The following is a 22,933-nucleotide window of genomic DNA, read 5'->3' as shown; positions in this document are numbered from 1 at the left end:
TCAGCCGCCTGGCTTGATATAGGGCGCCACCGCGAACAGCAGGCGCTCGTCGCGACGCGGATCGGCGACGACGCGGCACTCGCAGTCGAAGATCATCGTCTCGCGCCGCGCCAGGTCGTAGCGCGGCCAAGGCGGCAAACCCTGGCCATTGGGATCGCCGATCCGCGCCAGTCGGATGAACGCATCGGCCATCTGCCCGGCGAGGCGGCGCGCATCGGCGCCGTTACCGGTCCTCGCGCTTGCCAATTGGGAGTTGTCGAACACCAATCCGATGTCGAGCGTGTGGAACGCGCCGAGCACGCCGCCAGCCTCGGGCGACGGAAAATCGAGCTGGTACATCCAGGTCGGCGCGCCGATCTTCGCACGCTCTTCGGCCTGGATGAGATGCCCTGGCCAGGACCGCCCCGCGGTCGAGGCGGCGAGCAGAATCTGGCCGGGCGTGCGATCGGGATAGAGCTGCCGGTACCGCGCGATGACATGGTCGACGCCGACATCCTTGACCATCTCGCGCGCCAGTCGCGCGGACAGATTGTCCCAGGTCGTATCGCCCCGCCGGAGCGTGTCACCGAGCCAATAGCCCGTCTCGTCATGCGTATTGCCGACGATCAGCGGGATATGTCCCGCTTCTCGTGGCGCGTCGGGGAAAAAGGGGTGACGCGGCAACACGCCGTGATCGAGCGTCGAGGTGAAGCTGATCTCCCCCTTGCGTTCGATCGGGTCGATCATCGCCATGCCCTCGACCAATCGCTCGACCGGCAACGTCGCGAGTTCCGCGGTGTCGCGCGCGCCCGCTTTTGCCATCCAGGCGCGGGTACGCTCGGTTGCGTGATTGGGGCCGGCCGCGGTGACGTGCTGGCCGCTCATCGTCGCGGCGGCGTGGAACAGGGGTCGCGCCTCGGCCATCGCCATCAGCGTCACTACCTTGGCGCCTCCGCCGGACTGGCCGAACAGCATCACGCGCGCAGGATCGCCGCCGAAGCGGACGATATTGTCGCGCACCCATTGCAGCGCGAGGACGATATCGAGATTGCCGACATTGCCGGATTCGGCCGGGCCGCCGAGTTGCGCGAGATAGGCGTAGCCCAGTCCGGCCAGTCGGTGGTTGAGTGTGACCACGACGATGTCGCCGCGCCGCACCAGGTTGCCGCCATCATAGAGCGGATCCGATCCCGATCCATGGCTGTGCGCGCCGCCGTGGAGATAGACCATCACCGGCCGCCGCGCGGTATCGAGCGCGGGCGTCCATAGGTTGAGGAACAGGCAGTCCTCGCTGATCGGCTCGCTCGCCTTGGTCTGGGGCGCAGCAGCGGCGAAGCGCGTCGCGTCGGCAATGCCGGACCATGGGGCTGGCGGCAACGCGCGGCGGAACCGACGTGGCGCGGTGTCGGCGCCATAGCGGATGCCACGGAAGACCAGCACGCCTTGCTCGCGCGTTCCGCGCACGCGGCCATGACTTGTGGTGCCGATTGGGTCGCCGGGAGACGGCGAGGCGCCGACCAAGGCCGGGGCCGCCGCCATCGCCGCGATCAACGCACGCCGGTCGATCACGTCCGCACCGTCTCCGCGCACAATTGGCGCATCGGGGCCAATGCCGGGTTGGCGTTGTCGCGGCGCCACGCCATGTGGAGTTCGACGGGGCGTTCGGGCCACGTGGTCAGCTGGCGAAATTGCACGTCCATCAGGTGGAGCTCGGATGCCGATTGTGGAACGATCGCGGCGGCGAGTCCGGAGCGCACCAGCCCGAGCATCGAATGGATTTGCGTCACGTGCTGGACATAATCCGGCATCACGCCCGCTTCGTCGAACAGACGGACCAGCATGTCGTGGAAATAGCCGGCGCCCTGGCGCGCATACATGATCAGCGGCTGGCCGTCGAAATCGGCGGGATCGAGCACCGACTTGCCGGCACGGGGATCGCCCGCAGGGAGCGCCGCCATCAGCGGCTCATYGAGCGCCAGCGCCGTATCGAATTCGTGACGCGTAACCGGCGGCCGGACGAAGCCGATATCGATCAGCCCGGTGAGGAGCGCGTCGACCTGATCGGTCGTCACCATCTCGCGCAGTTCGAGCTCGATATTGGGCAAGGCCGCCCGCGCCTGCGCCACGATCTGCGGGATCAAGCTATAGCCCGAGATGGCGGTGAAGCCGATCGCGACCTTGCCAGCGTCCCCCCGCGCGACGCGGCGGGCGGACAGCTGCGCGCTTTCCGCCAGCCGGACGATGCGGCGCGCCTCGATCAGGAATACCCGGCCCGCCGGGGTCAACGCGACATTGCGACTGGTGCGTTCGAGCAACGTCACGTCGAGAATGCGTTCGAGCAGCTGGATTTGCCGGCTGAGCGGCGACTGGGTCATGTTGAGGCGCTGCGCCGCGCGGCCGAAATGAAGCTCTTCGGCGGCAGCGACGAAACAGCGCAGCTGGCTGAGTTCGAACATGCCCCAGCCTAGCGCCGTCAGGCCGCCGCGGCGAGAGCCCCGGGCTGGACCCGCGCGATCAGCTGGCGCAGCTCCTCCTGCTCGGCGTCGCTCAGGTCGGTGAGCGGGGATCGCACCGGGCCGGCGTCGCGCCCGACGACGCGGCACCCCGCCTTGACGATCGATACGGCATAGCCCCGGCCGCGGTTGCGCAGCGCGATATAGGGGAGCACGAAATCCTTGAGCCGCTGGAGCACTTCGGCCCGCTCGTCCGCGCGGACCGCCTTGTAAAAGGCCAGCGCCCATTCGGGCAGGAAATTGAAGATCGCCGACGAATAGGTCGTCACGCCCATCGTCAAGTACGGCATCGCGAAAGTCTCCGCGGTCGGCAGTCCGCCGATATAGGTCAACCGATCGCCCATCCGCGCATAGACCCGGGTCATCAATTCGATGTCGCCGACGCCGTCCTTGAAGCCGACCAGATTGGAATTGCGATCGCACAGCCGCGCCAGCGTCTCGTCGTCGACGATCGCATTGTCGCGATTATAGACGATGACACCGAGCCCGGTCGCTTTGCATACCGCTTCGATATGCGCGGCAAGCCCCTGTTGGCTCGATCCGACCAGATAGGGAGGCAGCAGCAACACCCCGTCGGCGCCGGCTTTTTCAACGTCGCGCGCGATGCCGGTCGCGATCGCGGTGCCATAACCGCAACCCGAGATCACCGGCAGCCGCCCGTTCGCTTCGCCGACCGCGGCCGCGACCACCTTGGTCACCTCATCGGGAGTCAGCGAAAAGAACTCGCCGGTGCCACCGGCCGCGAACAGACCGCTCAGCTCGTGTTCGAGCATCCAGCCGCAATGCGCGCGATAGGCCCCTTCCTGAAAGACGCCGTCGGCATCGAAATGGGTGACAGGGAAGGACAGCAGACCGCCGCCCAGCTTACGCGCCATCTCACCCGGGCCCATCATCGTCACAAGCATCTCCTACACTCGACGGCGATCCGATGTGCCGTGGGTCTCGAAGGACTGCTAGAAAGCTGCGACAGGACCGTCCAACCCAAAGCGCCACTTGATCGATGCATGGGTTGGCTCGATGGCGACAATGTCGACCGGCGGTATTTGAAAGAACCGTGTGGAGAAAGATCCGGCCACCCTAGGGGGTATCGCCTGCGTTGCGGACAAGCGGCAAATACCCCCGGTGTGGCCGGCAATTGCCGATCAGCGCAGATCCAACATCACGATCGATTTGGGCGGCAGCGAAACGCTCAGCGTCCCATCACTGATCCTGGCGCCGGCGAAAGGCGCCGGCCTGACCGTATCGGGAGCGCCGAATGTGTTGTGCGCATCCATGGCTGTGGCGGTCAGGATGCGGCCGGACACCCGCGTGACGTTGAGGCCATCGAGCTTGACGCGAACCGTTTCGGCACGGTTCGGATCGACGTTGGTGAGGCCCATGTGCACGACCCCGGCCGCATCGCGAACGGCGCTGGCGCTGATCGCCTTCAGGGTGGACCCGTTCTTGCTGTACGATCGGGAATCGACGTCGACGGTCAGGACAGTCGCGTCCTGATAGTCCTTGTACATGTCGAACACCCAATAGGTCGGGGTCTTCACCATCTTGTCGCCTTCGGTGAGGAGCAGCGATTGGAGCACGTTGACCATCTGGGCGATGTTGGCGCCGCGCAGACGATCCGTGTGCCGCGCGAAGATGTCGAAGTTCAAGCTGGCGACGATCGCATCGCGAAGACTGTTCTGCTGATACAGGAAGCCGGGATTGGTGCCCGGCTCGACGTCGTACCAGGTCCCCCATTCGTCGACGAGCAAAGCCACGCGCTTGCGGGGATCATATTTGTCCATGATCGCCGCATGTTCGGTGATGATCTTGTCCATCCGGATGGTTGCGGCAAGCGTGCGGGCCCATTGATCCTCGTCAAAGCCGGTTGCCGCGCCCTTGTGATCCCAGTCGCCCGGTACGGTGTAATAGTGCACGCCAATGCCGTCGATCTTGTCTCCGGCGATGCGCATCATGGTGTCTGTCCAATCGGTGTCGCCCGAATTGGCACCGCTGGCGATCTTCATGACATGCTGACCCGCCGGCATCTTCACGAACGTGCCGTAGCGACGCGTCAGGTCTGCGGCATATTCGGCGCGCATGTTTCCGCCGCATCCCCAAAGCTCATTGCCGAGCCCGACCATGGGAACCCGCCAGGGTTCCTTGCGGCCGTTCGCCGCACGTTCGTTGGCCAGCGTCGATCCGACCGGCGAGGTCATATATTGGACCCAGTCGGCCAATTCCACCGGAGGCGCCGAGCCGATATTGCCCGAGACATAGGCGTCGGCTCCAACGAGCTCAGAGAAGTCCATGAACTCGTGTGTGCCGAACGCATTATCTTCGGTGACACCGCCCCAATGAGTGTTGATCGAGACCTTGCGGTTTGCCTGCGGTCCGATGCCGTCGCGCCAGTGATATTCGTCGGCGAAACACCCCCCAGGCCAGCGGATCTCGGGCACCCGGATCGCCTTGAGCGCCTCGAGCACATCCTTGCGATAGCCCTTGATGTTGGGAATCTTGCTGCGCGGTCCGACCCAGATTCCGTTGTAAATGCCATGGCCAAGATGCTCGGCGAACTGACCAAAGATATGCCGATCGAATTTCGGCGCAGGCCGGTCGCCATGAACGACGACCACACCAGGGTCCTCGTCGCCCATCGCATAGGAACTCGAAGGCACGGCAACGCAAATAGCCAAGGCGGCGAGCAACAAGCGCATTTCCATCTCCCTTGGAACCGGGGCGCGGGTCGCCAGGAACGTTGTCCCAGCCGGTTCGCCCCTTTTTAACTCAGACATAATATAGCGCAAGAGAGATATTGCGGGCCCGGATCGGTCGACTACGGCCGCTCGTTATCGCGGCTGGCTCGGTACAGGATTTGCAGCCACACATTTGCCGAACGCCGGTCGCAGTCGGGCGATCGGCGTCGGCCGGCATGGAGTTGTTTCGGCGCTGCCGAAATCGAAGCTAGGATTGTCCCGGCCGCCGGCGATTCGGCTTTGTCGACATTTCACCGACCTCCCCGCCGAAGGCGATCATGTCGGTCATCAGCCGAGACGCACGGTCGCCGTCATGATCCACGATCGCCTCGAACAGCTCGGCATGTCGCCGTACCGCTTCGCTGCGAAGCTGCTCGTCTTCGAGTGGAAGAAGCAAGGTCGCGCACACCAAGGCGGTCTCGACGATCGCCGAGAAGGATCCCAGGATGAAATTGCCGGTGCTTGCGGTCACGGCGCGATGAAACTTGAGGTCCGCTTCGGCAAACAGCTGCCGGTTGCCGATCGCCTCGTCCATCAACCGCACGCTCGCCTCCATCTCGGCGAGGTCGCTGATCGATGCTCGTTGCGCGCTCAAGCGGGCAGCGAACGGCTCTACGGCGAGGCGAGCCTCGCGAAGCGTCTGGAGCAGATCGGGATCGAGCCCGACCGCGATGCGCCACGCCAGCACTTCGGGGTCCAGGAAATTCCAGTTCTGGCGATCGCGGACCCGCGTGCCGACCTTGGGTTTGGCGGTGACGAACCCCTTGGCATCCAGGATCTTGATCGCTTCGCGCAACACCGTCCGGGATACGCCGAAACGCTCGAGCGATTCCTCTTCACCCGAAATCCGGTCGCCCGGTTTCAACGTGCCGCCGATGATCTCCATCGCGATGGCGCGCGCGATCCGTGTCGTCGATGGAATGTTGATCGACCGTATTCCGCGCGCGGCATTGATCGCCTGTTCGGAGATCAGCACTCTGGGTGACGGTGGCTTGGAAATAAGGAACCTCGTAAACTACAAAAAGGAAATGACAGCGACCGCCTGCGTGGAGCGCATCACCCGCCGAGACGCTCGTTTGGACTACGGCCAGCTACCTGATTGTTACCCCACAGGCTATCATAGGGCCAACCCGACAGATCCTCCACCACCTTGGCATGAAGCGCATCGGTCGGGCTGCGCGCGCCGCCGCGGAAATGCTCGATCTCGTCGAGCAGGACGGCGTGGGTATGCGGATCCAACCGGAAACGCGCGGCGACGAACACGCCGAACGCCAGCACCACAAGGGTCCCTATGCCAAGCACCGCAGCGATTGCGATAACCGTCTGCGGGCTCTGCGTCGTGGCCTTCGGTACGAAACCGGACGCCTCCATGACCTGGCCGACCAGGATCACGGCAAGTGCCTGGCTCAATTTGCGCACGAGAGTCATGACCCCCGCAAATGCCCCCTCACGACGCCGGCCGGTCACGATTTCGTCGACATCGGCCATGTAATTGTACGTCGCCCACGGAATGTAATTGAGCGCACCCCGGCCCAGGCCGACGAACACTACCGGCAGCCAGAACAGCGCCGAAGTCGCGGTATAACCGGCCCAGTACATAACCAGGAAGATGACGACGCCGATCGCGAAGCTGCCGGCGGCAAGGCGGTAGGCCGCGGACGGCGACATGCGCAACGCGAAGTTGATCGCCAGCGCCACCGCGATCAGCTGGACGATATAGGTCACGCCGACCAAATTGGCGACGATCGTGGTCGACCCGGCCAAGGCGAAGATCACGAAATAGGTGAAGGCCGCATTGTAGATGTCCTGGCTGATATAGCCGCCCAGATACATGCCGAGATGCAGGCGGAATGCCCGGATGCGCAGCGTCGAGAACAGGTTCATGTAGAGCGCCGCGAATGCGGCACCCAGCGACGGCCGCGCCGCGGCTTCCGCTTCTTCGAGACCCGGCGGCCGCTGACGCTCCCAGCTGAAGGCGTAGAGCAGACCGGCGGCTGCCATGAACAGCACCGAGAAGATGATACCCATGTAGAGAAAGGTCTGCGGCGAGCCGGGGCCGAGATAATTGATCAGCTGGCCCGGAAGGAATGCGGCAGCGATCGCGGAACATTGTCCCAACAGGATGCGCGCGCCGGCGAACTTGGCCTTGATCCGATAATCGGTCGCCATTTCGCTGGCGAGAGTCTCGTACGGGATGATCTCCATCGCATAGACCATCTCGAACAACACGTAGGTGACGAGATAATACCAGAAGCCCTGCCCCGCGACCCACATGATCGCGAACGAGGGAAGAAGCGGAATGGCCGCCAGGATGAAGAACCGCCGCCGGCCGAATGTCTTGCCCAGCCAGGTGCGGCCGAGATTGTCCGACAAATGGCCGATCACCGGGCTGGTAAAGGCGTCGAGGATGCGCGCCACGCCGAAGATGATCGTCGCCTCCGCCGCCGACAGGCCGCAAAAGCTCGTATAGAAGATCAGGATCCACGTGCTGATGACGGCCATCGACCCTGCGCCCAGGATGTCGTTCGACCCGTAGAAAAGCAGGTTGTACCAGCGGACAGGCCGCATCGGCGCAGTCGGGTTCTCCGCGATTGGCGCGCTGGCCATCTTTATCGCCCCTTGAGTGCAGTGGAAGCGATGCCGCAGCGACAGACCATGCCGTCGCCGTGCCGGAAATGCCCGACCGCCGCCATCAGATGTACGTGCGCAGGAATTCGCCCAGCGCGATCACCGCCAGGCTTTGTCCATAAGGCATCGAGGTGAGCGCGATGTCCTTGTAGAATTGCTGCGTGTCACCCATCGCAGTGCCGAAAGAGACCTGCTTCAGTTCGCCCGCCGCGTCGATATTGGCGAGCACACCCTTCACCGCTTTGATCCCGACCGCCTCGTAATGGCGTGGCAGATAGCCCTTACGCACCCCTTTCAGAATGCCGTAAGCAAAGCCCGCAGTGGCCGATGCCTCCAGATAGCTGGTCGGATCGACGATCAGCGTGTGCCACAGACCGGTATCGGCATCCTGCGTCTCGGCCAATGTCTTGACCTGCGCCGCCAGCGTGTCGATCAGGAAGATGCGAAAGGCGTCGCCCGGCGGCAGATCGAGGATTTCGATGATCTCGGGAATCGCGATCGTCACCCAGCAATTGCCGCGCGCCCATAGCGCTTCGGCGAAATTGTGCCGGCCGTTGAAGTTCCAGCCGTGGAACCACAGCCCGGTCTTCTTGTCGTAGAGATATTTGATGTGGACGAGGAACTGGCGCTTGGCCTCCTCGACATATTGCAGGCGATCGAGCAACAGGCCGATCTTGGCCAAAGGCAGGACCGACATCATCAACGTGTCGTCCCACAATTCGCCCGGATTCTCGTCATTGTAAACGAGGTGCTGGAACGCGCCTTCCTCGGTCTTGGGGAGGCCGTCGGGCGCCATCAGCCATTCGGCCCAGGTGTCGAGATAGGAGACGTAGCGCGGATCGGATTCGTATTCGTAGAGATAGGCCAGCGTCAGGAACGGGGCCATGGTGTTGATGTTCTTGGTCGGCGTGCCTTCGGCGAAGCGATCGTCAAACCATTGCTTGATCACCGCCAGCGCCTTCTTGTCGCCGGTCTGCTCGAACAGGCGCCACAGGCCGAACAGGCCGACGCCGTGGGTCCATTCCCAACCGGCCCAGCCCTTGGTGTCGATAACCCGCCCATCCTCGAGCCGGAGCAGAAACTCGCCCGTCTCGTCCTTGATGTTGAGCAAATTGTCGATCAGCTTATCAATCGCTGTGATAACGTCGCCGTGCGGCACGTCATGGGTAACGGCGGCCAATCAATTTCTCCTGTTGATGAAGCGCGCGACCGGCAGAGCCCGGCCGCGCGCCTTGATATGATGGCGGCCGGACAACCGGCGCCGGATGACGATGTCGCCGATCATTTCGCGGCGACCGAATTGAGCTCGGCGGGATGCGCGGGCGCAGGCACCATGCGCACCGGCACCCCGCCGGCGACATTGCGCAGCGCCACCAGCTTGACCGCTTCCAATGCGTCGCCCGGCGCGCCGTCGGAAGTGACCGCCAGCGCGACCGTGTTGCTGCCGCGATGATTCAGGATTCCCTCGGGGATCGGGAACACGCGCTGCGGCCCGACATGGGCGATGAATTGTCCCATGTTCCAACCGTTGACGAAGAGCAGCACGCGATAGCGCGCCTTCGATCGCGGCACATCGGTATCGCCGAACGCGAGGGCGATCGTGGCGTCCTGCCCTTTCGGCACGGCGAGATTGAAGCGCGTGCGATACCAAATCGTGCCGGCCGATGGTGCCGCCGCGGGCACCGTCGCTGCTGCCCATTTCGCGTCGTCGAAGCCGGGAAGGTGCCAGCCCATGCGCTCGCCATATTGGCCACCGTTATTGGCGGGGCCGCGCGCCGGATCGGGCAGCGTTTCGCCGCCCGCCTTGCCCTGGATCTTCCAGGCGATCGGCACCGCGAAGCTGCGCCCGGCCGATGCCTCGATCGAGACCGAGACCAGCCCACGTGCCTCTTTGTGGAATTCATCCGCGCCGAGGTCCCAATTGTGGCCGTTGTTGCGCACCATGATCGCCAGCACGTGCTCGCCAGGTGCCCGCGCGGTCTCGGGCAACGCGAAGCGCGCCAGTCCGGTAGTGATCGGCCGCGGCAGGCCGCTGGCCAATTCGTCCTGGCCGACCAGCTTGCCGTCGAGGAATAATTGCACCATTCCCGCGCCGCCCGCGCCGTAGAACAGCGCGATCTGCTGCGCTTCCGGGGATCCGGTGAAACGGCCGCGATACCAGACATCGCCGTCGTGGAAGCCATAGGAATCCATGACCAGGGTCGGCTGACCGTCGGGCTTGGCGGTGATCGTCGCCGCCTCGCGATTGTCGACAGCCTGCCACTTGCTGTCGTCGAACGTGGGATCGGCTTCGGGCGACCCCGCCGCCATCCGCCAGGCGGTCAACGCGGGAAGCGCGAAATCCATGGGCCCGGCCAGCGGCCGCGTCGCGAGGCGGTTGCCGACCGCGCCGGATTTCAACGCGACGGCCGCGCCATTCCAGCGCATCTGCTTGATTGCCGCCGGCGCCCAAAGCTCGAGCGGTGTCTCGGCCTTGGTATCGCCGGTCAGCATCAATGTGTCGCGGCTTGCATCGGCCCGGCGAACGAGCGCGGGGCCGCGTACGAGAACCGAGCCGGCGGCGGTATCGCGCTGCCAGTAGCGCACAGCCTCGGCTTCGTCGGCCAGTAGGAGCGTGAGCGGCGGACGCCCGCCGCCGGTCACGCGGACTACCGTTCGGCCGTCATGCGCGTAATTCAGCCGAAGGTCGCCCTTCGCAGCGTCGAACGCGCTCGTCGCCTGCCCCTCGAGCAATTCGACTTTGGGCGCGGACGCATAGCGCAGGACGGTCTCTCCGCCCTCGCCATGCCGGCCATAGAGCAAGACCAGATCCACGCCGTCGACGGTCTGACGCGACTGTAGCTCGGACGTCGAATAGACCAGCCGCTGCGCGCCAAGATCGACTCCGGCGAGCAGCCATTTCGCATCGAACCCGTTCAGCTGCATCGGCGCGGCCTGCGGGAAAGTGTAATGCCCATCGGGCAGGTCGGCGGTGATCGTGAAGCGGTCGTCGGTCTGGCCGTTCGACGGCCGGTGCGTGACCATCAGGAAGCGCGCGCCGCTCTCGGGGCTCTTGTCGTGATAGACCTGGATATTGGAAGAGGAGGCTGTCGCGGGCCCGGCCGGAACCATACCGGCGAGAGCGGGGACATTGGCGATCAGGCCGCCCAGCTGTTTCAGCTCCTCGGCCTTGTCGCGCAGCTCGCGCGCTTCGGAAATCGCTGCGCCATAATCGTAGCTGGTGAAGACTACGGGCGCGGGCAGCCAGCCCCAGCTCGTCCCGCCAAAGCCCATATAGAAGCTCTGGATGTCGATGCCGTTCGCCAGGTTGGTGCCATAGAAGACACGCTGGAACCGCTTGCCGCGCTGGATCGCGTTGCACTCATAGCCGCCATTCGACCCCCAATAATCGAACCAGCCGCCGCCGAATTCGGCGAGGAAGGCGGGAGTGTCGGGCGAAGCCGAGGCCCCGCCTCTCGCGCCGCCGGGACCGTAAAAGCCCCAATCGGGCGCAGCCGACCCGCGCGTGACCTTCCCGGTCGCAGTACAGGTGCCGCCGGGATAGCCGTCGAACGCGTAGAGGTCGTTCGGACCCTTCACCACCTTATCGACGGGCGAGCTGTCGGGCACCCAATAGCCGTTGCGCCCCTGATCGTTATGGAACAGCGGGATGGTGACGCCATCGGCGCGCACCTTGGCATAGAGATGATCCATGTACCGCCGTTGCGCCGACGTGGTCAGCGGCAGCTCGTTCTCGATCTGATAGAGGATGATCGTACCGCGATGCCCCTTGCCATCGCCGTTGATCTGATGCCGCGCGACGATCGCGTCGATCCTGGACATCCACTCGTCGACCGCCGCCAGATAAGCGGGGTCGTCGGTGCGGGCACGAGCCTTCTGGTTGACCAGCCAGCCGGGAAAACCGCCGCGCGACAGCTCGGCATTCACATACGGCCCGGGGCGGGCAATGACGTAGAGCCCCTCCTCCTCCGCCATGGTCAGCACGCGATCGATGTCGCGGATGCCGGTGAAGTCGTATTCGCCCTGTTTCGCACTGTGGTAGCCCCAGTCGAAATACAGCGCGACGGTGTTGAATCCGCTCGCCTTCATCTTCTGCAGGATGTCGCGCCACAGGTCCGGACTGGGCAGGCGAAACGGGTGGAACTCGCTCGACCAGATGACCTTGCGTTTGCCGTCGATCATCAGCGACCGCGCATCATAGGATACGCGACCGAATGTCTTCGCCGGCGCGGTCAGGTTCTCGGTCGGCCGCGCGGTCTGTGCGGGGGCGGCGGTGGCCAGAAGAAGACTGGCCAGCGCGCCCGGGCCGATCGATAATCCCGCGATCCTACGCATGGTGGAAGATCAGCGGAAGCGACCATTCTTTCGGCCGGTTATCGGCTTCCACCTCCATCAGCGGCGCCATGTAATCCCACCACTTCTTCATGAGCGGATGGTCGGGCAGCGCGTCGCGATCATTATCTTCGCGCAGCTTCAGCACCGCGAACAGTGCCAACGTGTCCTCGTCGAGGAAGATCGAATAATCGCAAATGCCGGCCGCGGTCAGCAACGCCGACAGCTCCGGCCATATCTCGTCATGGCGACGACGATATTCGTCGATCACGCCGGGTTTCAGCTGCATTTTGAACGCGCAGATCGACACTGCCTCTCCCCGAACAAACCCATTATGTGGTATGTATGTTCAAAATCTGGTATCCGAGATCGCCTCACGGGTCAATCACGACCGCGCCAAAGCGGCGTCCGGGAGATGGCCGTATCCGGGGCATCGTCGAGCAGGATCGGCGGTCGCGTATCGGGTGCGGAGACCGCGAGTTGGAGGCCTTCGATCGTCAGCCCACGCGCATGCCGCACCCATAGCCCCCAGGCCGGCAACGGGCCGAACATGCTCGGTTCGGGATACGCGCTGGGATGCTCCTCGGGACGGCGCGCGGCGTCGGCCTCGGTGCCTCCGCCGTTATAGGTCAGCCTGATATTCTCGAGCCTCACGTTCTCGATCGGATGATCGACGAGGCCCGCGATCGCCGCGGAATATCGATGGTCGATACCGGTCGCGTCCACGTCGCTAATCGCGACGTCGCGGATGGCACCGATTCCGGTTCCGGGCGGCCCGCGCCGGCGATCACCCAGCCGCAGGAAGATCGGCGCGGTGGTAATGTCGCGCATCGTCAGGCGGCGCGCGACGACATGTTCCATCACTCCGCCGTCGACCGTCTCCAGCGCGAGACCGCGGCAATGGGTGAAGAGGCAATCCTCGATCAGAATATCGCGATAGCCGCCGTTGCTCTCGGTTCCCAGCTTGATCCGGCCGGTCACACGATCGCGATCGGGCGCCAATTGCTGCGTCTTGCGACGAGTGCCATTTAGCATCGTGCCCAGATCGTACCCTGACACCGCGCAACGCCGCACCGTCACGCGTTCGGCGCGGATCGCGCGACCCAGCGCATAGCTGGCCTTGACCACGATCGCGTCGTCATTGGGCGTGTTGACGCGGCAATTCTCGACCAGCGCATCCTGCACGCAGTCCAGGTCGATGCCATCGCGCTCGGTGTCGATCGTGAGATCCTGGATCGTCAGGTCGCGCGTGCCCGTGGCGAGGATCGCGAAATGCCCGCACTTCAGCATCGAGAATCCTGACAAGCGGATGTTGCGGCCGTTGCGCAGAGCGATCGCCTTGTTGCCCGCTCCGCGCATCGCGGTCACATCGGGCTCCAGGGCGGCGATCTGAGCGCCGGTCATGCCCTTCATCGACAGCGGGCGCTCCCCGATCTGGGCCTTCCACCGCGCGCCCGGTCCGTTACGCGTCAAGCCCAGGCCGTGGATCAGGCCAGGGCCGGTGATCGCGGCGTCCTCGACATCCTCTCCCCAGATCAGGCTGTTGCGCCAATGGCTATGCCCGAAATCCTGATAGAGCTGGTCGCCGTCCTCCGGCAGGTCGTACTGCCCGGGGTGTCGCGCCGGATCGGCAGCTTCGATCACCGCGCCTTTCGCCAACTGGATGGTGACGTGGCTCTTCAACTCGATCGAAAAGCAAAGATAGCGGCCCGCCGGCACCAGCACGATGCCGCCCGAGGCGCGCGCGGCCGCCGCGATCGCGGCATTGAAGGCGCCGCTGTCGATGACGCGGCCGTCTCCCTTCGCGCCAAACGCCCTGACATCGAACAGGTGCGAAGCGTGCGCCGGGAACGGAAGCAATGCTCCCGCGATCAGGCCGAGGTTCAAGGATCGGCGCGTCAACGTCGTTTGGCCCTGTTCGTTACAGCCTCGCATGTCGCGCGTCTTTCGGTCGGCGAAATCGTGAGCGATCCATCCCATCCACGACCGCAAAAGGCGACCGGCAACCCGCTGGGCAGCCGGTCGAGGGGAGGAAACGGTGATCCCTCAGCGTCAGAACTTGGCCTGCACACCGACGAAGAAGCGCTGCCCGGGATAATAGACTTCCGAGGTGCCGATGCCCTTCACATAGGACTTCGAATATTCCTTGTTGATGTTCTGCATCTCGGCGAACACGCTGAAATGCCATTTGGGGAAGCGAAGGGTGATCTTGCCGTCCAGATAGCCCTCGGCCTTGCGATAGATCGGGAGGTTGCCGTTGTTCGAATCGGCGATCGTTACCAGCCAATCCGACCGGTAATTGTAGTTCATCCGGACGTTCAGCCAGCCCTTGTCGTAGAAGACGCTGGCATTCCAGGTCCAGGTTGACAGGCCAGGATATTCGTTGAGCGGCGCACCGGTGGCCGAATTGGTCAGGTTGGTGCGGATCGCCCGGGCATAGGTCAGGTTTCCGGACACGCCAAAGCCGTCGAAGGGCTTGGGCAGGAAGCTGAACACCGTTTGCGCGCTCGCCTCGACACCGTCGAGCAACGCGCCGAACCCGTTGACCGGCTGGCGGACGGTATAGGTGATGCCGTCGTGGAACAGGTCCACGCCGCTTCGAGTCACGTTGGGGACGACAAAGCTCGATTCGTATTTCTTGTAATAACCCAGGCTGACCAGCGTATCCTTGTTCGCATACCAGGCCAGATTGAGCTCCCACTGGTCCGCACGATAGGGCTTCAAGTCGGGATTGCCCGCCGTGCAAACGTCATCGGCGGAGGCGACCGTGGCATCGTCGAGGCAATTGATGTTCGGCACGAGGTCGGTCGGCTTCGGGCGCGCCAGGTTCTTTGCCCAATTGGCGCGCAGCACCAGATTGGGCGTGAATTCCAGCGCCGCGTTGAACGCCGGCAGCACATCGGCATAGCTGTTGTTCAGCGTCGCCTGTTGCGCGGCCAGCACCACCGTCTCGGTGCCGCCTGTCGAATTAAAGCGAGTCACGCGGCTGATATTGGTACCGATGCCGCTGTCCTTGGTGAAGGTATAGCGCACGCCGGCATTGCCGGTCAGGCGCATCCCGAACACATGAGTGGCGAAATCGGCCTTCAGATAACCGGCGGCCACCGTCTCGCTGATCTGGTATGCCGGGATTTGCGGCAGGCCATTGGCTTTCAGCACGAGATCCTGGTCGAAGCCCGACAGGTCATAATATTTGCTGAGAATGTCCGAGTTGAAATTGGCGTAGGAGATTCGACCCGGGATCGAGTCCGGGGCACCTTGTAGGCCGGTGAACAACGGCGCGCCGCCGCTCATGGTGCCGAGCGCGTCGATCAAGCCGGCATATTCCGCGCGCGTGATGTAGTAAGTGGTACCGTTCACGCGCTGCGGCACCGTCGCCGCATTGACCACGTTGGTCGTGTAGGAGACGTTGGCGCTGCTTTGATAGACGAGCGGCGTGACACCCGGCGCCGAGATCAGGCGCGAACCGCCGCCAGTATAGGAAATATAATCCTGCCAACGGCCCTGGCCGCCGAATTCGATCATCTTCAGCGGACCGAGATCGACCTGCCAGTCGAAGTCTAGCTTCACCTGCTTTTCGGTGTTGCTCGACTGGGCGGGGCGATATTGCAGGACCGGCCCCGCCTGGCCCACATTTCCGGCACGGTTATAGTCGACATAGATGTTGGGATCGGCCGGATCGACGCTGCTCGGATAGGTCAGCACGGGAATACCCAGCGCGTTGCGCGTATCCACCGACACACCCGCGATCCCGGTGCTCAGCGAGATGAGATTGGTATCGCCGATCGTGCTGCCTTTGGCATAGGATCCCATGCCCTTGACCTTGAGCCGGCCGACATCCCAGTCGAAGCCCGTAGTGAAGTATTGCGTTTTCTGATTGTATTGGAAGTCCCGGCGCTGGACGCCCAGGATGTTGCTCGAGCCGCTATAGACCGGCGCGGCCGCGGTGCCGATATTCACCGAGTTCAAAGCAGTCGTGTAACTGGTGACGACGTGGTTGCCATCGACCGTGGACGTCCCGAGTTTGACCTGTGGCGTCGAGCTTGTGCCCAATGAAGGGTCGAGCTGGAAGCGCTGATAGCGGCCGATATCGAGCGAATAATTGGTGTCCATCAACCGCTGGTCGCGGTTGCTGATCGTCGCCTCGGCATACCAGCGAAGATTGTGCGCGACCTCATATTGGACAGTGAAGTCGCCCGACAGGCGCTTGTCGCGGCGCACCAGGTTGCGATAGCGCGGCACCTGCGCCACCCAATCGAAGAACTGCGTCTCACACGCTGTGCGGCGCGTCGCGAACGTCGCGGTCGACGTGCTGCCGACATTCGCGCAGCTACCATAGGTGTTGAACGCCGAGTAATTGGGGTCGGCGACGGTCTTCTGATCCGAATGATCGAAATCTGCCAAGCGCTTGTAATTGGTATTGCTGGCATAATCCTGGCGCGTCGTGACGTCGTCATAAGTGACGTTGAGCAGTACGCCGAGCCCGTCGATGAACAGATGGGGCGTTCCGATCACGAGGGTCCCGCGCGGCCGCCAATCCTGGCTGGTGTCGAGATGCTGCGCGGAAAGCACGACGCTGGCGAGCGGCTTGGTCAAGTCCAATGGCTTGCGCAGCTCGATCGCCACGGTCCCGCCGATTCCGCCCTCGGTCAGATCGACGGTATAGCCTTTGTAGACGTCGATCGACTTGACCAACTCGGTCGCTAGCTCGCGAAAATCGCCGCCGCGGGTGCCGAGCGCCGACATCTGGGTCACCCCGTTGACTTCGACGCGGTTGAGATCCGGCTCGACGCCGCGGATCGACACCTGCACCCCCTCTCCGAAATCGCGGCTGAGCTGCACACCGGTCACGCGCGCGAGGGAGTCGCCGACATTTTTGTCGGGGAAGCTGGCAATGTCGTCGGCGACGATCGAATCGACCACCGTTCCCGCATTGCGCTTCCGCGCGATCGCCGAGCGCAGCGACGCGCGCGTGCCGACGATCAGGATCTCGCCCTTGGTGCCTTCGGACGACGTGCCGGCCTGATCTTCGGCCTGCGGCGCCTTGGCCGTCTGCGGCTGGGCCGCTGTTCCCGGCGCGGCCGAAGGCGCGGGCGCGGGATCCGATTGCGGCGGCGTGGCAGGCGCAGTCTGGGCCAACGCTGGCGCGGCGGTGGCGCAACCCAGCGTCAAGGCGAGAACGGAAGTAGTGGTTAAGCGGCGCCCCTTCCGCCAGCGATCTGCAGTCATCGATCTCTCTCCTGTACTCGCGTTTTCGCATTGCCCCGGCGCCCTTCCCGGCCGGCGCGAATTACGCGCTTCTGATTATCTGGCGGCGAAAGCGGTGCGGGCGGCAGAGGCTGGACGGCCATGCGCCACGGTGATTCCTGCGGAAAAAAATCGCACTTTCATCGCCATCCCCTCTCGTGACGCGGCCTTTACCGTCGTCCAGCAGCTTTCGCTTTCGATGCCCACATTGTGAGCACTCGTTTCACTCTATGTTGCCAAAACGTGGAATGCAATCCTATTAAGTAGGATAATTGGATGCTGATCCAGCGGGAGAGAGATGATGCGGGGCTTCGGGAGAATATTGGTCGCGACATCCGCGATCGGCACCCTGTTGACGATGGCGAACGCCGTCGGCGCGGCGCCGCCGCGAGAGGCCGAGCGACTCGATCGCGGGCTGATCGCCTCGCCGGCCAAGGGTGGCGGCTGGCTGGTCAGCTGGCGCCTGCTGGACAGCGACGCACGCAATGTCGGCTTCGACGTCTATCGCGACGGGCGCCGCATCAACGCCAACCCGATCTCCGAGACCAGTTCGTTCGTCGATCCCAGCGGGTCGGCCGCCGCGCGTTATACGGTGCGCGTCGCCGGCGCTCCCGTGACAAGGAAGGCGAGCGTCCCGGCGATCATGATGCCCAAAGGGTATTTGTCGATCCCGCTGACCCCGCCACCGGGCGGAACGGAGCCCGATGGAGAGACTTATACCTACACGGCCAACGACGTGTCGGCGGGCGATCTCGACGGCGACGGCCGCTACGAGCTGATCCTGAAATGGGATCCCAGCAACAGCCACGACAATAGCCAGGCGGGTTATACCGGCGACGTTTTCGTCGACGCCTATACGCTGGACGGCAAGCGGCTGTGGCGGATCGATCTGGGCAGGAACATCCGCGCAGGCGCGCATTACACGCAGTTCCAGGTATTCGATTTCGACGGCGATGGCCGCGCCGAAGTGGCGATGAAGACAGCCGACGGAACCGTCGACGGCACCGGTAAGGTCATCGGCGATGCCAAGGCCGATTGGCGCAGTCATGACGGCGAAGTGCCGCAGCCCGATCGTACCGGTGCCAAGCTGCTCGCCGATGGGACCAAAGTGGCGCCGCTCAAGGGCCGCATCCTGAAGGGCCCCGAATATCTCACCGTGTTCGACGGCCGCACCGGCCGGGCGCTGGCCACCACGCCGTACGACCCGCCCCGCTATCCCGGCGGCAATCCGACCTTCGAGCAACTGCGCGACACCTGGGGCGACGGCTATGCCAATCGCGCCGACCGCTTCCTGGCCGGCACCGCCTATCTCGACGGGCGGCATCCCAGCATGATTTTCGGCCGCGGCTATTACGCCCGCACGGCGATCGCCGCTTGGGATTTCCGCAACGGCAAGCTGACCAAGCGCTGGTTGTTCGATTCGGCGGCGCCCGGCAATGGCGACTATGGCAATCGCGGCAATCACCAGCTCAGCATTGCGGATGTCGACGGCGACGGCCGAGACGAGGTGATCTACGGATCGATGGCGGTCGACGACAATGGCAAAGGGCTATGGACCGACCCGCTCTATCACGGCGACACGATGCATGTCGGCGACCTTGACCCCCTGCGTCCGGGGCTCGAGAAATGGGGCGTGTTCGAGGAAGTGAAGGCGAATGGCGGGCTCGGTTCGGGCCTGCTCGACGCGCGCACGGGCGAAGTCCTGTGGACCAAGCCGGCCGAGACCGACACCGGGCGCGGCGTCGCCGCGGATATCGACCCGCGCTATGTCGGCGACGAACTCTGGGGGTCGAACAGCCGCGACCTGTTCGACGTCCATGGCAAGGCGATCGGCCCGGCGCCGCGCCAGACCAACTTCGCGATCTATTGGGACGGCGATTTTCTGCAGGAGCTGCTCGACGGCACGACGATCAGCAAATGGGATTGGAAGAGCGGCATCGCCGTCACCCTGCTGCATCCCGACGACGTCGCGTCGAATAACGGCACCAAGGCGACCCCAGCCCTTCAGGCCGACATCCTGGGCGATTGGCGCGAGGAAGTGGTGTGGCGCTCGGCCGACAATCGCGAGCTCCGCATCTACACAACGCCCTATCCGACGACGCATCGATTGGTCACGTTGATGCAGGATCCGGTCTACCGCGCCGGCGTGGGTTGGCAGAACACTGCCTATAACCAGCCTCCGCATCTCAGCTATTTCCCCGGCGCGTTGAAACCGAGCGAGACGGCGGCGCAATAACGGTTGCGCCGCCCTTCCCGCTTCATGGGGTCTTCCGCTCGGGGGTCGTCAGCCGGGCCAGCCGTGATCGCGGCTCCACGCCAGGAACAGGTCCAGCCACGGTACCGACGTGCCGTCCTTATGGTTGGCCGGCGGGCCGTGACCGCCCTTTTCGAACACCATCAATTCGGCCGGGACCTTCGCCGCCTTCAGTGCCTCGAACATCAGCATCGCATTGCGGAACGGCACCACCGGGTCATCGCCGTTGCAGGCGACGAAGCTGGGCGGCATCGACGCCGGTAAATCGCGTTGCGCCGAAAGACGCTGCTGCCATTGCGGATCCGCAGCGTGCGCGCCGAGTAATTCGCGGCGCGACTGGGCATGGACGCCGTCGTCGAGCATCGTGATGACCGGGAAGAACAGTCCCGCCACGACCGGCGCCGCCGACAGGCGATCGGCGGCGTCCTGCGGTTGATAGGTCACAAGCTCGGACCGGCTCGCCAGCCGCGCCGCGAGGTGCCCGCCGGCTGAGAAGCCGGTGACCGCGACGCGCGCCGGATCGACCGTCCAGCGCGTACCCGCGCCGGCGCGGATCACCCGCATGGCGCGCTGCGCATCCTGAAGCGGCGTGTCCGGCCCGGCCGCCCAATTGTCGTGCGGCAGCCGATACAACAGCTCGAACGCGGTAATCCCGCGCGCGGCGAAGTCGCGCGCAATGGCGCCGCCCGTACGCCCCACCGCGACACGGGCATAGCCGCCACCCGGACAAATGAGCACCGCCGCGCCGCTCGGTTTGGCCGGCTTGACCATTGTCAGCATCGGTGAGGCGACATGCGGCCAGGCAATGTCGTCGGCGCCGCCATTGGGCGATCTCTTGACCCATTGCTCGACCACCGCCGGCGTCGGTGCGCCGGGCGGGGCCTTGGGCCAGATCGGGAAGCGGTCGACCGTGACGCCCTCACCCGTTGCGTCTGGCGCATCCGGCGCCGCGCTCAGGGTCGCGGGAAGGGCAAACGATGCGGCGATGGAACCGGCGATCAGCGAGCGGCGCGTCGGCATCAATTGCCCTCCGGACGGCGCGCGTCATGCGCGACGCTGGACGCCAGCCGAAAGCCCGCCGGATCTGGCGGACGAGCCGGATCGAACGGCGGCAGGTCGGTTTTCAAATGCAGCGCCAGCGGTAGCTTCGCATCCGCCAGTCCCTTCGCCACGCACCTCGCCAGCACCCAGGCGCCGTAATTGTCATGATGCGTCGCGTCCTTGCCATTGTCGTTGAAGGCAATAGGCGCCCGATCCGGTCCCAGCGCCTCATAAAAAGCCATGCTCATGGCATTGAGGTCGATCACCGGCACGTCGAGCTCGGCGCCGACCGCCTTCACCGCCGCCGCATAGTCGCTCAGGGTCGGGCGGATTCGCGTACCCGTCCAGAAGCGCCGTTCGGGAGAGCTGACCAGCACCGGCGTGACACCCCGCCTGCGGAACTCGGCGATCCAGGTGCGCAGATAATCGCGATAGGTCGTCTCGGCCGCGGCATAGGTCTGCGGCCAGTTCGCCTTCTGGTCGTTATGGCCGAACTGGATCAACGCCCAATCGCCAGGTTTGGCCAGTTCGAGCACCTTGGCGAGGCGCAATTCGGTCATGAACGACTTCATTGTCTCGCCGCTCTCGGCGTGATTGGCGATGGCGATGTCGGGGGCGAAGAAGGTGGGAAGCATCTGTCCCCAGCTCGCCGCCGGCTCGGCCGGCTGGTCGGTGACGGTCGAATCGCCGAGCAGGAACACGGTGGGCAATGTCACCGGTTCGATCGCGATCGCGGTCACACCAGGATGCTCGCCGAGAATCTCCAATGTCAGTCTGTCGTCCCAACTGAACGAGCCCTGCTCACGCGACTTCAGCAGCACCAGCGATCCGCCGGGTGCATTGGCTGGCGGCGGCACCAATTTGGCATCGCGCACATTGACGATGAAGCTGACGGTCGCGTGCCGTCCGGCCGCAACCTTCAAGGCGTCGACCATCAGGCGGCGCGACTCCGCCTTGATCGTGGTCTCGGTCGCCAGGTTCGGGAGGCCGATCGTCACCGTCACGCGGTAATTGCCCGGTGCCGCAGCGACCGAGAACAGCCGATCGCTGCCCGCTTCATAGCCATATCCGTCCGCATAGGCGCGGCCTAGCGCGACCGCGACGGTATCGGCGGACGTTGACGTAGCGCCCAGCGCGAAGCGGCGGACTTGAGCGGACGCGGGTTGGATCGTCGCGGCGGCGATCATCGCGACGATCGGGATCAGGCGCATGACGGCCCGCCCAGCGGACCGGTGCCGGTCAGCGCGGGAACGTGCGGCGTCACCCGTTTCGAAATCGGCAGGCGCAATGCCTTGAGGCCCATCGCCACCAGGTCCGCGATATGGCGCGCGCCAATCTCGCTGAAATGCGTGTCGTCGGCGACGCCGTTGGGATAACCCGGCGCCCCTGCCGCCCCGTCATAATGCAGATAATAGGGTTTGGCGGCATCCGGGCCCAGCGCCTGGACCATCGCCTGCGAGCTCTTGCCCAGGTCGATCAATGGCGTGTGCGTTTCCTTGGCCACACGGCGCGCGGCATCGGCATAAGCGGGGAAGCTCGGCTGCTCGACGCCGTCCTTGAAATCGCGGCGAGCAACCGGGGTCAGGATCACCGCCCTCGCCCCCGCCTTTTTCGCCACGTCGAGAAAGCGGTGGAGGTTGGCGATATATTGCTCGATCGTCGTGTACCGTTCGGGCTTGTCGATGCTCGCGTCGTTATGGCCGAACTGGATCAACAGGGTATCGCCCTTCCTCAGATCGGCGGCGATCTTGTCGAGCCGGCCTTCGCGGATGAAGCTGTTGGTGCTGCGCCCACCGATCGCGCGATTCTCGATCGTCACTTCCGGACCCACGGCGCACCGCAGCATGGTGCCCCATCCCGACTGCGGATATTTGTCGGGTTTGTAATCCTGTGCGGTCGAATCGCTGGCGATGAAGATGCGCATTGGCGCCGGCGACGATGCCTGCACGCTTGCCGTCACGAACATGGCCAAAGCCCCGATCAGCACGCTGGGCACCCGCATCCTTCTCTCCTTCGTCATCTTGTTCCGCATTATGCAATCACGTCCTACCAGCCGCAACCGGCTGAGATAATTTGCTACAATTTTCCCAACATGTAGACATTGCTTCTATATTTCGGGACATGCTAGGCGAGTAATCCTGATCCGATAGGACAAACGCGCGGCAACAGCGCGGGATGGGAAGAAGGGGTGACGAGGCAATGGGCAT

At 64.2% G+C, this 22,933-nt stretch carries 16 protein-coding genes; 2 read left to right on the top strand and 14 right to left on the bottom strand.

Annotated elements, in window-relative coordinates; genetic code table 11:
• The 11 genes from AC1DQQ_RS19575 to AC1DQQ_RS19525 form a co-directional block, all read right to left on the bottom strand.
• Entirely contained in the window at positions 1 to 1,548 is a 1,548-nt protein-coding gene (locus AC1DQQ_RS19575; RefSeq protein WP_478046454.1) for a carboxylesterase/lipase family protein, read from the bottom strand.
• Complete coding sequence (locus tag AC1DQQ_RS19570; protein WP_478046452.1) at positions 1,545 to 2,435, bottom strand: LysR family transcriptional regulator; 891 nt, start codon at positions 2,433 to 2,435, stop codon at positions 1,545 to 1,547. Before AC1DQQ_RS19570 ends, AC1DQQ_RS19575 begins: the two co-directional genes overlap by 4 nt.
• A 17-nt stretch (positions 2,436 to 2,452) precedes the next feature.
• Positions 2,453 to 3,385 carry a 5-dehydro-4-deoxyglucarate dehydratase gene (gene kdgD, locus AC1DQQ_RS19565; RefSeq protein WP_478046483.1) on the bottom strand — a complete coding sequence of 311 codons (933 nt, stop codon included), beginning with the start codon at positions 3,383 to 3,385 and terminating at the stop codon, positions 2,453 to 2,455.
• A gap of 249 nt (positions 3,386 to 3,634) precedes the next feature.
• Positions 3,635 to 5,185 carry an alpha-N-arabinofuranosidase gene (locus AC1DQQ_RS19560; protein WP_478031798.1) on the bottom strand — a complete coding sequence of 517 codons (1,551 nt, stop codon included), beginning with the start codon at positions 5,183 to 5,185 and terminating at the stop codon, positions 3,635 to 3,637.
• 247 nt (positions 5,186 to 5,432) lie between these two features.
• On the bottom strand, positions 5,433 to 6,200 hold the full coding sequence (locus tag AC1DQQ_RS19555) for a FadR/GntR family transcriptional regulator (protein ID WP_478031796.1): 768 nt from the start codon (positions 6,198 to 6,200) through the stop codon (positions 5,433 to 5,435).
• An 80-nt stretch (positions 6,201 to 6,280) separates the two neighbouring features.
• Positions 6,281 to 7,831, bottom strand: a complete 1,551-nt coding sequence (locus AC1DQQ_RS19550; protein ID WP_478046451.1) for an MFS transporter — start codon at positions 7,829 to 7,831, stop codon at positions 6,281 to 6,283.
• Between the two features lie 85 nt (positions 7,832 to 7,916).
• The gene (gene bglB, locus AC1DQQ_RS19545) at positions 7,917 to 9,032 is read right to left on the bottom strand and encodes a beta-galactosidase BglB (protein ID WP_478046449.1); all 1,116 of its coding nucleotides are present in this window, start codon (positions 9,030 to 9,032) and stop codon (positions 7,917 to 7,919) included.
• Between the two features lie 101 nt (positions 9,033 to 9,133).
• Positions 9,134 to 12,187 (bottom strand): beta-galactosidase, encoded by a 3,054-nt coding sequence (locus AC1DQQ_RS19540; RefSeq protein WP_478046447.1) that lies wholly within the window; start codon positions 12,185 to 12,187, stop codon positions 9,134 to 9,136.
• Positions 12,180 to 12,494, bottom strand: a complete 315-nt coding sequence (locus tag AC1DQQ_RS19535; protein WP_478046445.1) for an L-rhamnose mutarotase — start codon at positions 12,492 to 12,494, stop codon at positions 12,180 to 12,182. The genes AC1DQQ_RS19540 and AC1DQQ_RS19535 overlap by 8 nt, the downstream gene beginning before the upstream one ends.
• A 71-nt stretch (positions 12,495 to 12,565) precedes the next feature.
• The gene (locus AC1DQQ_RS19530; protein WP_478046444.1) at positions 12,566 to 14,086 is read right to left on the bottom strand and encodes a rhamnogalacturonidase; all 1,521 of its coding nucleotides are present in this window, start codon (positions 14,084 to 14,086) and stop codon (positions 12,566 to 12,568) included.
• 150 nt (positions 14,087 to 14,236) lie between these two features.
• Positions 14,237 to 17,323, bottom strand: a complete 3,087-nt coding sequence (locus tag AC1DQQ_RS19525; protein WP_478046442.1) for a TonB-dependent receptor — start codon at positions 17,321 to 17,323, stop codon at positions 14,237 to 14,239.
• 13 nt (positions 17,324 to 17,336) lie between these two features.
• Here AC1DQQ_RS19525 and AC1DQQ_RS19520 point away from each other — a divergent pair, with 13 nt between their 5' ends.
• Both AC1DQQ_RS19520 and AC1DQQ_RS19515 read left to right on the top strand, forming a co-directional pair.
• On the top strand, positions 17,337 to 17,645 hold the full coding sequence (locus tag AC1DQQ_RS19520; protein ID WP_478046440.1) for a hypothetical protein: 309 nt from the start codon (positions 17,337 to 17,339) through the stop codon (positions 17,643 to 17,645).
• An 87-nt stretch (positions 17,646 to 17,732) separates the two neighbouring features.
• The gene (locus tag AC1DQQ_RS19515) at positions 17,733 to 19,667 is read left to right on the top strand and encodes a rhamnogalacturonan lyase (RefSeq protein ID WP_478046438.1); all 1,935 of its coding nucleotides are present in this window, start codon (positions 17,733 to 17,735) and stop codon (positions 19,665 to 19,667) included.
• Positions 19,668 to 19,715: 48 nt separating this feature from the next.
• Here AC1DQQ_RS19515 and AC1DQQ_RS19510 read toward each other — a convergent pair whose 3' ends face one another.
• The 3 genes from AC1DQQ_RS19510 to AC1DQQ_RS19500 are packed head-to-tail and all read right to left on the bottom strand — an operon-like array spanning position 19,716 to position 22,728.
• Positions 19,716 to 20,705: an alpha/beta hydrolase gene (locus AC1DQQ_RS19510; protein ID WP_478046437.1), complete on the bottom strand. Its 990-nt coding sequence runs from the start codon at positions 20,703 to 20,705 to the stop codon at positions 19,716 to 19,718.
• Positions 20,705 to 21,937: a rhamnogalacturonan acetylesterase gene (locus AC1DQQ_RS19505; protein ID WP_478046435.1), complete on the bottom strand. Its 1,233-nt coding sequence runs from the start codon at positions 21,935 to 21,937 to the stop codon at positions 20,705 to 20,707. Before AC1DQQ_RS19505 ends, AC1DQQ_RS19510 begins: the two co-directional genes overlap by 1 nt.
• On the bottom strand, positions 21,928 to 22,728 hold the full coding sequence (locus AC1DQQ_RS19500) for a rhamnogalacturonan acetylesterase (protein WP_478046434.1): 801 nt from the start codon (positions 22,726 to 22,728) through the stop codon (positions 21,928 to 21,930). Before AC1DQQ_RS19500 ends, AC1DQQ_RS19505 begins: the two co-directional genes overlap by 10 nt.
• Positions 22,729 to 22,933: the final 205 nt, after the last annotated feature.

The sequence above is a fragment of the Sphingomonas sp. P4_G3 genome, from assembly GCF_056401105.1.
This window is presented reverse-complemented; position numbering and strand designations above follow the sequence as displayed.

Bases quoted from the DNA above. Each gene is read 5' to 3' on its own strand.
- AC1DQQ_RS19515 (WP_478046438.1), top strand. From the start codon at position 17,733: ATGCGGGGCTTCGGGAGAATATTGGTCGCGACATCCGCGATCGGCACC.
- kdgD (WP_478046483.1), bottom strand. From the start codon at position 3,385: ATGATGGGCCCGGGTGAGATGGCGCGTAAGCTGGGCGGCGGTCTGCTG.
- AC1DQQ_RS19510 (WP_478046437.1), bottom strand. From the start codon at position 20,705: ATGCCGACGCGCCGCTCGCTGATCGCCGGTTCCATCGCCGCATCGTTT.
- AC1DQQ_RS19500 (WP_478046434.1), bottom strand. From the start codon at position 22,728: ATGCGGGTGCCCAGCGTGCTGATCGGGGCTTTGGCCATGTTCGTGACG.
- AC1DQQ_RS19560 (WP_478031798.1), bottom strand. From the start codon at position 5,185: ATGCGCTTGTTGCTCGCCGCCTTGGCTATTTGCGTTGCCGTGCCTTCG.
- AC1DQQ_RS19550 (WP_478046451.1), bottom strand. From the start codon at position 7,831: ATGGCCAGCGCGCCAATCGCGGAGAACCCGACTGCGCCGATGCGGCCT.
- AC1DQQ_RS19505 (WP_478046435.1), bottom strand. From the start codon at position 21,937: ATGCGCCTGATCCCGATCGTCGCGATGATCGCCGCCGCGACGATCCAA.
- AC1DQQ_RS19540 (WP_478046447.1), bottom strand. From the start codon at position 12,187: ATGCGTAGGATCGCGGGATTATCGATCGGCCCGGGCGCGCTGGCCAGT.